Genomic DNA, 14,055 nt, shown 5'->3' with positions numbered 1-14,055 from the left:
GACCGGCACCTTCGCGAGAAGTGTGGCACCACCGCAAGGAGACCGGCACCTTCGCGAGAAGTGTGGCACCACCGCAAGGAGACCGGCACCTTCGCGGCACGCCTGCGCGGCGGCGCCTGAGCACCGCCGCGCGGACTGACCTTGTTCACCCCACTGATCACACCCCATGTCAACCGAGGGGACCGGCACCGGCGCACCGGCCCCCTCCGGTCACCATCAGGGGGAGAAGTCCACGGCGACGTTCTCGTTGCCCTGCTGGACGGCCGTGTACGCCGAGTCGTCGACCTCCGCGGTGTTGCTCTGGTTCGAGGAGCCGGCGCCGACCGCCTGCTGCTGCGTGGTGGACGCATTGCCGTTGTTGTCGTCGCCGACACCGCTGCCGGCGACGCCCGCGAACGCGTTCGTGACGGAGGCGGTCGATCCGTTGTCCGCGAAGGAGCCGTTGTCCGCCGTCGCGACACCGGCGAAGAGGGCGGCTGCGAGCGGAAGGGCGGAGACCGCGGCGACGACGCGAGCGGTACGGATGCTTGCCATGTTCGGTTCCTCCAGTAGCGGAGACGCCCGGCCGGACGGCCCGAAAGCGTGAAGTACGGCTGTTGCCAGGGGAGTTGGCCGACCACCCCGGCGATGTGAGCACGACGTCGCGTGATCAGGATTGCCCAGCGAATCCTCGGCGAACCACCCCGTGAGATCCGATTCGCCCCCAAGCGTGATGGCAAGCCGATAAACCCCTTCAGCCATGTCAACTACGCACTTCGGGACACACAAGAGACTTGCTCCCAAGCAGCACAAGGGTGAAGCGTTTCCCCGACCCGGCGGGCCTCACCCCGGTCGCCGGCGTGTCACCCACCCCCTCTTCCTTTCTTCGAACACTCGTACGAAAATAAGTCCATGGCCACCATCGACCGGCAGGCCACGACGCTGGCCCTCGCGCACGCCCTGTCAGCCGCCGAACGCGGCCTGGCCGTCATCCCGCTGTCCCGGACCAAACTCCCGGCCCTCCGCTCCCCCCACCGCACCGACCCGGCGGCCCCCGCCTGCCACGGCGAGTGCGGCCGCTTCGGACACGGCGTGTACGACGCCTCCACCGACCCGCGCCGCATCCGCGCCCTCTTCGCCGCCGCCCCCTGGGCCACCGGCTACGGCATCGCCTGCGGACTGCCCCCGCACCACCTGATCGGCATCGACCTGGACACGAAGACGGGTACGGACGCCTCGGCCGCCCTGCGCGAGTTGGCACTGCGGCACCTGTTCACCATCCCGGAGACGGTGGTCGTCCTCACCCCCAGCGGCGGCCGCCACCTGTGGCTGACCGGACCGGCGGACGTCGCCGTCCCCAACTCGGCCGGCCGCCTCGCCCCCGGCATCGACGTCCGCGGCGCCGGCGGCTACCTGGCCGGCCCCGGCTCCCGCACCGCCCACGGCGTCTACGGCACCGCCCCGGGCACCGCCCACCTCGCCCCGGCCCCCTGCCCTCCGGCCCTGCTCCGCCTGCTGCTGCCACCACCGCGCACGCCCGCCCCGCCGCGCGCCGGGACCGGGCCCGCCGCGGGCCACGGCCACGGCCTCGTCCAGTTCGTGCTCGCGGCGCACGAGGGCCAGCGCAACACCCGCCTGTTCTGGGCCGCCTGCCGCGCCCACGAGAACGGACTGGCCCCGGCCCTGCTCCCCGCCCTCCTCGAAGCGGCCCTCGGCACCGGCCTCACCGAACGGGAGGCCCGGGCGACCCTCGCGTCGGCGGCCCGGCTGACGCGACGGCGGCCGTGACACGGGGACGGAGCCGTCCGCTACGCCGGGCACACCGCGGCGTACGCCGGGGTTGTGGAGGGAGGCTCGCGGAGGTGGCCGGCGGCTCGTTGCGACGGCTTCACCCAGGCGGCCGCATGTCGCGTGACAGCGTACGCACCGCGTGACCGTGCGTCACCGCGTACGGCGCGACCGCGCGGCGCGCGGCGGCGAGTCGCCGGAACCGCTGGTGCAGCCGCTTGCCGCCGCCCCGGAGTGATCGCGTACGTCTGCCCCGGCCCGACGGCCCGCGTGAGAGAGCCCGTGGGCCGAACGTCTCCTGCGACGCGACGGTCACCCGCGGATGGAAGCGGGTCCCGGTGACCGGCGGTCGGATGGGCGCCCGTTGCCGGAGTGATCGATCCGTCCTGCCCGAGCGCAAGGTCCGATCGCCGCCAGCGGCCTTCGGTCGCCTCCGGGAGAGTCGGTCACGGCTCGTACGCCCCACAACGAGTCTCATCTGCTCGACCCCGCGAAAGGCGAACACATGCACGTGGTCCCCGGGCTCAAGGTGTTGTACTTCGGGACGCCGGTGGTACTGATCAGCTCGCGCAATGAGGACGGCACCGCGAACCTCGCGCCGATGTCCTCCGCGTGGTGGCTGGGACAGTCCTGCATGCTCGGTCTCGAAAGCAGCGCCCAGACGACCGCCAACCTGCTGCGCGAACGGGAGTGCGTGCTCAACCTGCCCTCGTCGGCGATGGCCGACGCCGTCGACCGGATCGCGCTCACCACCGGCAAACCGGCCGTGCCGGATCGCAAGGCGGCCCAGGGCTACCGGTACGAGCCGGACAAGTTCTCGGCGGCGAAGCTGACCGAGCAGGCGTCGGAGCTGGTCCGGGCACCCCGCGTCGCGGAGTGCCCGATCCAGCTGGAGTGCAGGGTCGTGTCGGCCTCGCCTTTCGGCAGCCCCGCCCCCTTTGCCACTGCCTTCCAGGTCGAGGTCCTTCGCTCCCACGTCGAGGAGAAGCTGGTCATTCCGGGGACGCACTATGTGGATCCGCTCGGCTGGGACCCGCTGATCATGAAGTTCTGTGAGTTCTTCGGTGGTGGACACACCATTCATCCGTCGAGACTCGCCGAGGGGTGGAAAATGCCGCATCAGCTCCAGCAAGCGTCCGTCTGAGCCGGTACCGGCCCGCGGCCCGCACGCACCGCGTGCTCGTTCCCGCGGGACGACGGCGAGATGCGCGGTGATGACGGGCCGTCCAGGATCGGGCCCGCCGTCGACGAGTCGGGAGCCGTACGACCTCACCGCCGGCGCTCTCGTCGTCCCTCCCCGAGGGCGGGCCGCGCGCTGGAGCCGGCGGCGTCCACCGCGTGGCCGCCACCGAGGTCACCGTCGGCCACGCTGTGGAACAGCCCGAGCCCCGGCAGGCGACCCACCGAGGAAACGTCACTGCCCGGCATCCGGAAGGCCGCACTCGTCCCACACATCCGACGACGTACTACAACGACCGGGGACGGCCGGTCGAGACGGCGGACATCGTCGTGCCCGCCGTTCACTGCGAGATCGTCTACGAGATTCCGGTCAACCGGTGGACGACGCCGGAGCGCCTGTCGGGGCGTGCCCCAGCCGTACCTCTTCCACGCCCGATCGGCCGGGAGACCAGGGGGAGCAACGGTGTCGGACGGGCACCGGACATGGCAACGGCCCCTGGAATGCGCCATGCCTGGTCAGGGGCCGTTCACCCGCGGTGGGTGTGGGATTTGAACCCACGGTGACTCGCGCCACGACGGTTTTCAAGACCGTTCCCTTAGGCCGCTCGGGCAACCCACCTGCGCCCCGGCCCACCAGGGGCGGAGCGGGTACAGCGTACCGGGATCGGGCGCCGGACGCGGGCTGTGGTCCACACGGGGTCCACTGGCCCAGCTTCCCTCTGCGAGCACCGGCCGTGCGCTGGTCCGATCAAGCCGCGCCTTGGCGTCCCGTAGCACCTTACGGCGCGGTGGGATCGGTCTCCGAAGACCCCAACCACTCGATGAGCAAGATCGTCGCGTCATCAGTGGTGCGTCCCCCGCGGGCATCCCTGAGGGCGTGGGAGAGCGATCGTGACATCGCCCGTGGGCTCGTCCTGACGCTTGCCACACGGTTGACCCAGTCGATCAGCTGGTGCTCGCCGAAGGGCTGCTCGCCAGGCTCGTGCTGCTCGATGAGCCCGTCAGTGAAACACAGGATGCGGTCGCCCGGTTTCAGTGTGCGTTCGCTGATCACAGGCTTTTCACCGCCGAACCCGACCGGCAGGGTAGTGGGGCTGTCGAGGCGGCTGACGACCTGGTCGCCGCGTATGAGCAAAGGCGCGGGGTGTCCGGCGTTGACCCACCGCAGCCGTCCCGTCGCGGTGTCGAGACGCATCATCTGCGCGGTGACGAAGTGGTCGGGGCCGAACTGGTCCGCCACGGCCCGGTCCATGAAGAAGTAGATCTCGGACAGGCTGATGCTACTGCGGCGTGCGTGCCGGTAGGCACCGATGGCGACGGTCGCCATCACGGCGGCACTCAGGCCGTGCCCCATCGCGTCGATCATCGCGACGTGCAGCATGTCGTCGTTGAGGGCGTAGTCGAAGCTGTCCCCTGCCACGTCATAGGCCGGCTCCAGAACGCCCGCCACCGCCACGCGCGGCATGATCATCGCCAGCGGGGGGAGCAGTGACCACTGGATCTCCGCTGCCACGCTCATCGGCTCCCGGCGCCTGGAGAGGAAGAACAAGTCGGTGTAGCCGTGCTTGGTGACCAACAGGTCCGCAACCACACAGGCGATCCGCCGCAGCAGGCGCCGAGCGTCGTCATCGACCCTCTCCAGGGTGACGGACATGACACCCACCTGGTCCCCGCCGTCCAGGAGCGGCACGTGAACACGCACTCCGTCGGCGAGCGATACCTCGACAGGACGGGTGTCAAGGAATGCCTGGCCAGCGTGTGATTCATCGATCGACTGCGGATCCCCGGCGACCAGGCCGTCACTGCGCAGTGGCACGAGGAGCCACTGTCCGTAGTCCTGAAGCAGCACAGAGATATCACGCCCGCCCAGCTTGCCAACCGCGTCCGCGACAATCGGGCCGATGCGATGAGGCGGCAGCACATGGGCGCGGTCAAGCAGCGTCCCCAGCACCTCTTCCCCGAAGGACTGGGTCCGGTCCGGGACGTTCTCCCCGGATGCTCTTCTCCCGCCAGTTGTCATGACCAGGGTGTTGCCAGAGTGGTGGCACAAATGTGATCCACCACTTCAGTTTGTACCAGTGCGGGGACTCCCGCCCGGCTAACTCGCCAGAGGCAGCAACAGTGAGGAGGTCACTCCACGCAACGCGAGCAACGCTGCGTCGTTCTGGGGGGTTCCTGACCGGAGGCACTCCACCCGCGGCACGCAGCCTGGGTACCGTCAAGGGTAGAAGCCCCGACGGATGGAGCACGATGCCTCGCCGCCCTCTGGACCGCCGGCGCCTCACCCAAGGGGGGTGCGCTGATGCTGGAAGAAGCCGAAGAGATCGGCCGTCGCGCACGCCGCGCACGGCTCCGCCTCGGCGTGACACAAGCTGACCTCGCTGCTGCCCTGGAGCAAGACTCAGGGGTGGGTCTCCAAGATGGAACGCGGGCACATCGAGCTGGACCGCGCCGGCCTGCTTAACCTGCTCGCCTCGGAGCTGCACGTACACCCGAACGACCTGATCGGACGCCCGTACAACAGCTCTCCGGCCGAGAATCAGTGGCAGGCCTCTGCCGCAGCGATCATGCGTGAGCTGCGCTGCTACGACCTCGCCCCCGTCTTCGACGGCACGCCCCGACCCGCCAGTCAGCTCTGGCAGAAACGGAGCGGATACAGGGTACCGGCCCCACCCGCGGCGCGGTGGGCACGGTCGCCCCGGCGGCCCTCCGGCGCCGCATCCCCGATCCGGCCTGCAACGCCTGGTGTGCAGTCGGGGGCGCCTCTCGGTGCGTGAGGGGCGCCCCCGGCATGGCGGGCGCGCGGGTGGGTCAGCTGTCGCCGACGCGGGAGGCGAGGGTGACGTCGACGGTGTTCGTCCTGCCGTCGCGCTCGTAGGTGATCTCGACCTTGTCGCCGGGCTTGTGGGTCCAGATCTCGCCGATCAGGGTCGGGCCGCTGTCGATCACCGTGTCGTCCAGCTTGGTGATGACATCACCGGGCCTCAGGCCGGCCTGGTCGGCGGGGCCGCCCGCCTCGACCGGGTCCGAGCCGCCCGCGCCCGTGTCGGTGATCTTCGCACCGCCGGTGGAGTCCTCCAGCGAGACGGACGCGCCGATCCTGGCGTACACCGGCTTCCCGGTCTTGATCAGCTCCTGGGCGACGTATTCCGCCTGGTTGATCGGGATGGCGAAGCCCAGGCCGATGGAGCCGGACTGGCCGGTGCCGAAGCCGCCGTTGCCGCTCGACTGGATCGCGGAGTTGACGCCGATGACGTTGCCCTTGGCGTCCAGCAGCGGGCCGCCGGAGTTGCCGGGGTTGATCGAGGCGTCGGTCTGCAGCGCGCTCATGTAGGACGCCTGGCTGCCGGTGCCGTCGCTGGAGGCGACCGGGCGGTCCTTGGCGCTGATGATGCCCGTCGTGACGGTGTTCGACAGGCCGAAGGGGGCGCCGATCGCGATCGTCGAGTCACCGACGGCGACCTTGTCGGAGTCGCCCAGGGTGAGCGGCTTCAGGCCCGAGGGAGCGTTCAGGAGCTTGATGACCGCCACGTCGTAGCCCTGCGCGTTGCCGACGACCTCGGCGTCGTACTTCTTGCCGTTCGGGAACGTGGCCGTCAGCTTGCCGCCGTCCACCGCGTCGGCCACCACGTGGTTGTTGGTGATGATGTGGCCCTCGGTGTCGAAGACGAAGCCCGTGCCCGTGCCGCCCTCGCCGCTGCTGCTCTCGGCCTCGATGGTGACCGTGCTCGGCAGCGCCCTGGCGGTCACCCCGGCGACCGTGCCGGGGTCGCGCTCGATGTCGCCGCCGCTGTCGGAGGCGGAGACGGTGGTGGAGCTGGAGTCGTCGTTGCGGGCCAGCGTGTAGCCGAGACCGCCGCCCAGGCCGCCCGCGACCAGCGCGGCCACCAGGACCGCGGCGAGCAGCCCGCCGCGCCGGCCGGCGGGCTTCGGCGCGGGCTGCTCGTACGACGCCCCCCAGCCGGAGCCGTCGCCCGCACCGCCGGCGCCCTGCGCGGGGTACGCGTGCGCGGGCGGCGACGGAGGCGGCCAGCCGCCCTCGGGCTCGGGGTGCGGAGCGCCGCCCTGGGCCTGCGCCGCCCCGTACCCCGGCGCGCCGGGGGCGTGCGACGGCTGCTCCGGGCCGCCCGGGCCGCCGGACGGCGTCGCGGGCATCGGCGCCGGCGGGGCGTCGGCGGCCGGGGGGTGGGCGGGGGCGTGCGCGGGGTGCTGCGGGGAGGCTGCGGGAGTGTCCACCGGCACAGGAGGTGCGGACGGGGCCGGGGGTACCGCAGTGCCCTCGTTCTCGGTGCTCACAGCTTGTCTCCTCGGTCCACTGCTGTTCGGTCGGGCGCGATGCGGCTGTGCCTTTTCGCTGACGAAAGTTGTATGCCGTCAGCTTTTCCCACAGGCCGTCAGGGCACCATAAGCGGTTGCTGTGGGTGTTCGGCTTACCTTTACATAGGACCAGTCCGGCCATAAAGCCGCATTTTCACCGCCACCGAATCGCCTCCGCCCCACGGCTACCCCACCCCGGTGGCACCATGACGCGGGTGACCCACGCACGACAGCACCGGATCCAGGTCGTCGCCCACCGAGGCGCCTCGGAGGACGCCCCGGAGCACACCCTGGCCGCGTACCGGAAGGCGATCGAGGACGGGGCCGACGCCCTGGAGTGCGACGTCCGGCTGACCGCCGACGGCCACCTCGTGTGCGTGCACGACCGCCGCGTCAACCGTACGTCCAACGGCCGCGGTGCCGTCTCCGCCCTGGAGCTCGCCGATCTCGCCGCCCTGGACTTCGGCTCCTGGAGGGACCGCGGGTCACCGCACCACCGCGACGAGGAGCCCGACTGGGTGCACCGCCCGGAGGACCCGGCGGACACCTCCGTCCTGACCCTGGAGCGGCTGCTCGCCCTCGTCGCGGACGCCGGGCGGCGGGTGGAGCTGGCGATCGAGACCAAGCACCCCACGCGCTGGGCGGGGCAGGTGGAGGAGCGGCTGCTGATGCTCCTGAAGCGGTTCGGACTGGACGCCCCGGCGTCGCCCGAGGAGTCCGCGGTACGGGTCATGAGTTTCTCGGCGCGCTCCCTGCAGCGGGTCCGGGCGGCCTCGCCGACCCTGCCGACGGTCTGCCTGATGCAGTTCGTCTCGCCCCGGCTGCGCGACGGGCGGCTGCCCACCGGTGTCCGGATCGCGGGCCCCTCGATCCGGATCGTGCGCAATCACCCGACGTACGTCGAGCGCCTGAAGCGGGCCGGCCATCAGGTGCACGTCTGGACCGTGAACGAGCCCGAGGACGTGGATCTCTGCGTTGACCTGGGCATCGACGCCATCATCACCAACCGTCCGCGCGCGGTGCTGCACCAGCTCGGTCGCTGACCCGTGAAACGAACCTTGACCTGGCGGCCCGTCTGCACCATCCTCCAGTCTCGGCTAAACCGTCGACATCCAGCCACACGCTGACCGGTCTATCACGGGGAGTGCTCCGGCGCGTTCGGTCCGTATTCGATCGTTGGGAATGCGTCGCCGGACCGGGATTGGCCGGTTTCCGGTACAGGCCAATGGGGCATCCACACCGTGGCGTGGGGCGAAGGAGGTCTCGGGGGTGGCGTTGGTGGTGGCACAGGAGGTGCCCACGTCGTCGAGCATGGCCGTACCCCATGGCCCTGCGGGCGTGGGCAAGGCACGGCACCGGATGCGCGATCAGCTGCGCAAGGGTGGCGTGGCGGAATCGGTCATCGACGATGCCGTACTGATCCTTTCCGAACTGCTGAGCAATGCGTGCAAACACGGCCGGCCACTGGGCGACGCCCTGGCCGGGGACGGCGACGTCCGGGCCGCGTGGCGCGTGGATCCCGGCGGCAGGCTGGTCGTGGAGGTGACCGACGGCGGCGGACCGACCCGCCCCGCCCCGTCGACCCCGTCGGTCACCGCGCACGGCGGCCGCGGGCTGAACATCATCACGGCGCTGGCCGACGACTGGGGCGTACGGGACGACACCCAGGGCGAGGTCACGGTCTGGGTGGTGGTCCACGACTGCGTGCGCGATCCCGGTGCGGCACACCGGCGCGACGACTTCGCCACGCGTGTCACCGCCCCGCCGGTCTCGGCGATGCCCCAGCTGGACTTCACACGCGCCTTCGACGACCTGGACTGAGACGCGTCGGCGCGGGAGCCGGCCCGAGAGCCGATCCGCAAGCGGGCCTTGGAGCCGGCTGGAGAGCCGATCCACCAGCCCCCTGGAGCCGACCGGAGAGCCGATCCACAAGCCGGCCGCGGAGCTCCGCGGCCGGAGCTCCGATCAGAAGCCGGCCCGGGAAAGCCGGCCCGAGAGCCGATCGAGGGCCCGTCCGCGAGTCGGCCGAAGGCCGATCCAAGTGGTGGCCCGCGAGCCACCCCGGGGCCCGCCCGGTGACCCGCGCCGTCCACAACGCCCCCGTCGTCCACAGGGTCCCGTCCCTCCGTGCCCAAGCGGCTAGGCTCCCGCCGTACGAGACGAGCCGTCACCGGGAGACACCCACCATGGCCAAGAAGCGACCCCAGACGAAGGCCACGCGCCCGCAGCTCACGGACGGAGAGATCCCGGTGGTCGGCGCCCGTGAGCCCTGCCCCTGCGGCAGCGGCCGCCGCTACAAGGCGTGCCACGGCCGCGCCGCCGCACAGGCCGCGACCGAGCTGGTGCACCGCCCGTTCGAGGGGCTTCCCGGCGAGTGCGACTGGGTCGCCCTGCGCGAGCTGGTCCCGGCGGCCACCGCCGAGCTGACCCTGAAGGACGGCCTCCCCGAGGGCGTCCCCTCCGTCACGCTCGCGACGGTGCTGCCGATGGCCTGGCCCGCCCTGCGCCGCGACGACGGCTCGGTCCTGCTCGGCCTGCAGAACGACACCGCGTCCGGCGACATCAGCCGCGACCTCGCCGACACCCTGATCCGCGCCCTTCAGACGCGGCCCGGCACCCCGGTGAAGGGCCGCCGCGCCCCGTCCGACGGTCCCCGCCTGCAGGACCTGCTCGACCCGAAGGCCCCGTTCGAGCCCGCCGTGCACCCAGGTTTCGAGTTCTGGGTGCCCGACCCGGCGAGCGCCACGCCGGACGTGGCCGCCTCCCTGGAGCGGGCCAACGCCGCCGCCATCCCGACGGTCAAGCTCCAGGGCGTCGACGCCGCGTACTGGTGCGAGACCCCGGAGAAGAACCACCTGCGCTGGGTCATGCCGCACCCGGAGGAGCAACTTCTGGACGCCCTGGCACGGCTGCACGCGGCGGGCCGGTCGCACCTCGGCGAGGGCACCCGGCTCGTCGGCTCCTTCCGGGCGCACGGGCTGACCGTGCCGGTGTGGGACCTGCCGAGCGGTGTCACCGCCGACGACATCGAGAAGCCGGCGGCGGAGTTCGCCGAGCGGCTCGCCGCCGCGCTGGCCACGGACGCGCCGCTCACCCCGGACGAGCGCCGCGCGCGGGGCGGGCTGACCAACCGGCAGGTGACCCTCAACTGACGGGGCGCGGCCCGGGCGGTGTTCGGCTGACTGGCCGGTCAGCCGAACAGCCTCACCGGAACGGGCGACTCAAGCCACAACTGCCGCCGCCGTCAAGCCAGTCGGTGTCCGAATAGCCGAGGAAAACGGCGGACCGAATTTGCGAACCGCCGATCTCTTGTTACCGTTCGAGTAGCCCGGTTGCTGGTGCATCCCCCGTCGCCAGCAACCGGGCCTTTCCCTGTACGGAGTCGCTCACGCAACGTCCTTCGGTGATCAACTACCGGTAGGCGCCGCGGAGTTGCTGCCCGAACGCAGCAGCGCGGGCCCCCGCCCGCCGGGTGCCGCGAACTCCGCCACCGCCGTGTAGTCCGCGGGTTCGTCCCGGGTCCGCTCCCGGGGCGTCTCGCAACTGGCCGGTTCGTCCTCGGTGCCCACCGGGCACCGCATCTGCACGGCCCGCCCGTCCGGCGTCAGCAGGCTCAGCACGGCGTCCAGGGCCTCGCCGGTGGCGTTGCGGTAGTAGGTGCGCGCCCACGTCTGCTCGCCCTGGGTCAGCACACAGGTCTGCGCCTCGATGCCGTCGGGGGAGGTGAGGGAGGGGCCGCAGCGGGTGGCGGTGGCCAGGCCCAGGTCGAGCAGGTGGGGTGAGCGGGCGGGGCCGGGTGCGGCGGCGGCCTCCTCACCGGGCGCCGGGGCGTCGCCGCGAGCCCCTTCGGCGGCCGGCACCTTGGCGTCCTGGCGCCCCGACGCCCGTACGGCCCCGTCGCGGTCGTCACCCACGGGCTCCCCGGACGCCATGGCCAGCGGCAGCGCCACCGCGCATGTCACGACGGCCGTGAGGGCGAGCAGGCGGACCTTCATGGGGGGACGATAACGACCGGGGCCGGGCGCCGGTTCCGCGCGCGCCCGACACCCTCAGAACTCGGGGGCGCTCACACCCGTACGGGTGAGGGCGTCGACCATGGCGTCCACCACGGCCTCCACGTCGGGCAGCCACGGGGCGGCCGAGCCGGGCAGCGGCGCGCGCTCCCAGCGGATCTGCCCCTGGCCGGTCTCGGAGGGCGGCAGCGCGAGGTAGCCGCCCTCGCCGTGGAAGCGCAGGGAGCCGGGGACGTGGTCCTTGGCGTAGAGCAGTTCGCCGAGCTGCTCCATGGAGTACGGCCGGACGAGCACGGCCCAGCGGGTGCGGGAGGCGAGGACCGGGCCGAGGCGCATGCCGGTGCGGTCCAGTGCGGCCAGGGCGCGCGCGGCCGCGGGGGCCGGCAGGCTGACCGCGCAGGGTGCCGTGCCGCCGGTGGCCAGGACGATCGGCGCCGTCGGGCGGTTGGCCCACCACCAGCGCACCATGCGTTCGTCGGTGGTGGCCGCGAGCAGCCCGGGTTCGAAGGGGTGCGCGCCGGGCACCGTGCACTCCGGGTCGGGGCAGCCGCACCGGGCCCGGCCCTGCGGGTCCGCCGTGACGCCCGGGAGTACGGGCCATTTCCATTCCGTCGCGAAGGTCAGGGCCGCGCTGATCACCTCAGGCCTCCCGTTGTCTCGCCTGGACAGGAGCCTGCGTCGCCTTCCGAGGATCTCGCGCATGTGCGCTCGTTCCTTTCCGTTGCACGCCTGGCAACACCGTGGGTCACATCACACCATGTGTCGATCACTTCACTGTGCGTACCTGTTGGCGCATCACACCCGGGCTGTCGTGCACGGGGAACCCCTGGGGGCCGAGCGTTGGCTGCGTCCGCGTCCCTGCCGCGTCCCGCACAAGCGTGGGCGTGGCGTGGGGTGGCGAAGTATGGCGTTTGCCGTGCCGCGTGGTTCTCTTCGCCGCTGTCACGGGAGGATGGGGCTCGGTCGTCGGTGGCTAAGACGCCCGGGTCCGTCGCCAGGTTCCGGGTGCCCCCAACCACCCCTGGCCTTCACCGAGTACGTACCCATCACGACCGTTGTGACGCTCCGTCGAGCAAGCCCAGTCGACCGCAATAGGGCCTTGCCCAAAGCAGTTTTCAGCCAACTTCCGCTTTCCGCAAGAGATCCGGGGACATCCGTCCCGGAACCACGCCAGACACACGGACACCAGCAATCCCAGCAGGACAATGCTGGACATCTCCTCACGAGTGCGTGTACATGTGGAGACACTGCTAGCGGCGCAAAATGACATGGGGGTTTGCGATGCTTCTGAGCGAAACGCACCGGTCGGAAAGCCGGACGCCATGAACGCCCCGCACCCTCCGAAAGTGGCTGGAATCGATTCAGCGGTTCCGGCCCCCGCACACACTGTCGCACCTTCCTCACCCCCCGCTCCCGCCGTCACCGCCGGCCCCGGCGCCCTTCTCCAGGACCGGCTCGCCGGCTGGGTGTCGGACCTCACCACGCTGCACGAACTGACCGAGCGCCTCACCCGTACGGCCACCCTGGCCGACGCGCTGCAGGAACTGCTGCGGGCCGGAGCGGCCCTGGTGGGCGCCCGGCGCGGACTGGTCGTACTGGAACCGGCCGACGGACTCGGCCCGCGCAGCACGGTCGGCATGGGCCTCGCCCCGGCGGATCTCGGGCACATCGAGACCGTGCCGCGCGGTTCCCTGCCGTACGGGGACCTGCTGGACGCCCCGCTCGGGCCGCCGGGCGGGATCCGGGAGATCGTGCGGCCCGATCTGTTCGCCGAGGACGGGCTCGACCCCCGCCACGGCGAGGTGGCCCGCCGCCTCGGCTACGCCGCCAGCTACGCCCTCCCCCTGTCCGCCGACGCCGCGGGACGTCTCGGCGCCGCCGTGTGGCTCTACGACGAACCCGCCGAGCCGGTCGCGCGCCGGCGCCACCTCGTCGGCCTGTACGCCCGGTACGCCGGCGCGCAGCTGGCCCGGCTGCTGGAGATCGAGCGCACGCGCGCGTGCATGGCGACCATCTCCGAGGAACTGCTCCCCTCCCGGCTCCCCCGCGTCTCCGGCGTCCAGCTCGCCGCACGGCACCGCACCGGCCCGCGCGGCGGCGGCGACTGGTACGACGCGCTGCCGCTGCCGGACGCGGCCCTCGGCCTCGCCGTCGGGTCCGTCACCGGGTCGGGGCCGAGCGCGGTCGCCGCGATGGGCCGGCTGCGGGCCTCCCTGCGCGCGTACGCCGTGATGGAGGGCGAGGACCCGGTCGCCGTCCTGTCCGACCTGGAGCTGCTGCTCCGGCTGACCGAGCCCGCCCGCTCGGCCACCGCCCTGTTCACCTACGTCGAACCCGCCCTGCACAAGATCACGCTGGCCGGGGCCGGGCACTGCCCGCCGCTGCTGATCGGGGAGCGGCGCACGGAGTTCGTGGAGACGTCGGTCTCGGCGCCGCTGGGCATGCTCGCCTGCTGGGAGGCGCCCAGCATCGAGGTGCAGGCGGACCCCGGAGAGACGGTTCTGCTCTACACCGACGGACTGCTGCAGCGCACCGGAGACCCCGCCGACCGCGCGTTCGCCCGGCTGCACGCGGCGGCGGCCGGGTTGCCGCGGGCCAAGCGCCGGGACCCGGACGCGCTCGTCGACCACGTCCTGCGGACCGTACTGCCGGACGGACTGGACGTCGCGGACAGCGAGGAGGACGTGGTGCTGCTGGCGGCGCGTTTCGAGTGAGCGCGCGTTCCCGGGCGGCGCCGCTCCGGCGCACGCCCCGCCCGCGGACGGGCCCGGCGACACGT

At 72.0% G+C, this 14,055-nt stretch carries 11 protein-coding genes, 1 tRNA gene and 2 pseudogenes; 8 read left to right on the top strand and 6 right to left on the bottom strand.

Annotated elements, in window-relative coordinates; all coding sequences use genetic code 11:
- Positions 1 to 216: 216 nt before the first annotated feature.
- On the bottom strand, positions 217 to 534 hold the full coding sequence (locus ACFF45_RS01030; protein ID WP_381340536.1) for a hypothetical protein: 318 nt from the start codon (positions 532 to 534) through the stop codon (positions 217 to 219).
- Between the two features lie 357 nt (positions 535 to 891).
- Between ACFF45_RS01030 and ACFF45_RS01025 the strand changes: the two genes are divergently transcribed.
- From ACFF45_RS01025 to ACFF45_RS01015, 3 genes and pseudogenes are all read left to right on the top strand, one after another.
- The gene (locus ACFF45_RS01025) at positions 892 to 1,767 is read left to right on the top strand and encodes a bifunctional DNA primase/polymerase (protein WP_381340533.1); all 876 of its coding nucleotides are present in this window, start codon (positions 892 to 894) and stop codon (positions 1,765 to 1,767) included.
- Positions 1,768 to 2,272: 505 nt separating this feature from the next.
- The gene (locus ACFF45_RS01020) at positions 2,273 to 2,911 is read left to right on the top strand and encodes a flavin reductase family protein (RefSeq protein WP_381340530.1); all 639 of its coding nucleotides are present in this window, start codon (positions 2,273 to 2,275) and stop codon (positions 2,909 to 2,911) included.
- A 100-nt stretch (positions 2,912 to 3,011) separates the two neighbouring features.
- Positions 3,012 to 3,324 (top strand): annotated as a pseudogene (locus tag ACFF45_RS01015) (GntR family transcriptional regulator); the annotation flags it as partial.
- A gap of 156 nt (positions 3,325 to 3,480) precedes the next feature.
- Here the strand turns inward: ACFF45_RS01015 and ACFF45_RS01010 are convergent.
- Both ACFF45_RS01010 and ACFF45_RS01005 read right to left on the bottom strand, forming a co-directional pair.
- Positions 3,481 to 3,565 (bottom strand) — tRNA-Ser (locus ACFF45_RS01010).
- Positions 3,566 to 3,724: 159 nt separating this feature from the next.
- Entirely contained in the window at positions 3,725 to 4,966 is a 1,242-nt protein-coding gene (locus ACFF45_RS01005; RefSeq protein ID WP_381340527.1) for a PP2C family protein-serine/threonine phosphatase, read from the bottom strand.
- 282 nt (positions 4,967 to 5,248) lie between these two features.
- On the opposite strand from ACFF45_RS01005, the pseudogene ACFF45_RS01000 reads away from it, so the two are divergent.
- Positions 5,249 to 5,591, top strand: a pseudogene (locus tag ACFF45_RS01000) (helix-turn-helix domain-containing protein); the annotation flags it as partial.
- Between the two features lie 166 nt (positions 5,592 to 5,757).
- Here ACFF45_RS01000 and ACFF45_RS00995 read toward each other — a convergent pair.
- Complete coding sequence (locus ACFF45_RS00995; protein WP_381340525.1) at positions 5,758 to 7,242, bottom strand: S1C family serine protease; 1,485 nt, start codon at positions 7,240 to 7,242, stop codon at positions 5,758 to 5,760.
- Between the two features lie 236 nt (positions 7,243 to 7,478).
- Between ACFF45_RS00995 and ACFF45_RS00990 the strand changes: the two genes are divergently transcribed.
- The 3 genes from ACFF45_RS00990 (at position 7,479) to ACFF45_RS00980 (ending at position 10,415) form a co-directional block, all read left to right on the top strand.
- Positions 7,479 to 8,306 (top strand): glycerophosphodiester phosphodiesterase, encoded by an 828-nt coding sequence (locus ACFF45_RS00990; RefSeq protein ID WP_381340523.1) that lies wholly within the window; start codon positions 7,479 to 7,481, stop codon positions 8,304 to 8,306.
- Between the two features lie 139 nt (positions 8,307 to 8,445).
- The gene (locus ACFF45_RS00985; protein WP_381340520.1) at positions 8,446 to 9,084 is read left to right on the top strand and encodes an ATP-binding protein; all 639 of its coding nucleotides are present in this window, start codon (positions 8,446 to 8,448) and stop codon (positions 9,082 to 9,084) included.
- A gap of 365 nt (positions 9,085 to 9,449) precedes the next feature.
- Positions 9,450 to 10,415 carry a DUF5926 family protein gene (locus ACFF45_RS00980; protein ID WP_381340518.1) on the top strand — a complete coding sequence of 322 codons (966 nt, stop codon included), beginning with the start codon at positions 9,450 to 9,452 and terminating at the stop codon, positions 10,413 to 10,415.
- Positions 10,416 to 10,670: 255 nt separating this feature from the next.
- Here ACFF45_RS00980 and ACFF45_RS00975 read toward each other — a convergent pair whose 3' ends face one another.
- Both ACFF45_RS00975 and ACFF45_RS00970 read right to left on the bottom strand, forming a co-directional pair.
- Positions 10,671 to 11,258 carry a hypothetical protein gene (locus ACFF45_RS00975; protein ID WP_381340515.1) on the bottom strand — a complete coding sequence of 196 codons (588 nt, stop codon included), beginning with the start codon at positions 11,256 to 11,258 and terminating at the stop codon, positions 10,671 to 10,673.
- Between the two features lie 54 nt (positions 11,259 to 11,312).
- Positions 11,313 to 11,978: a bifunctional DNA primase/polymerase gene (locus tag ACFF45_RS00970; protein ID WP_381340512.1), complete on the bottom strand. Its 666-nt coding sequence runs from the start codon at positions 11,976 to 11,978 to the stop codon at positions 11,313 to 11,315.
- 503 nt (positions 11,979 to 12,481) lie between these two features.
- Between ACFF45_RS00970 and ACFF45_RS00965 the strand changes: the two genes are divergently transcribed.
- Positions 12,482 to 13,990, top strand: a complete 1,509-nt coding sequence (locus tag ACFF45_RS00965; protein ID WP_381340509.1) for a PP2C family protein-serine/threonine phosphatase — start codon at positions 12,482 to 12,484, stop codon at positions 13,988 to 13,990.
- The last annotated feature ends 65 nt before the right edge of the window (positions 13,991 to 14,055 follow it).

Source organism: Streptomyces cinereospinus, assembly GCF_042430725.1.
Classification (GTDB): Bacteria; Actinomycetota; Actinomycetes; order Streptomycetales; family Streptomycetaceae; genus Streptomyces; species Streptomyces cinereospinus.
This window is presented reverse-complemented; position numbering and strand designations above follow the sequence as displayed.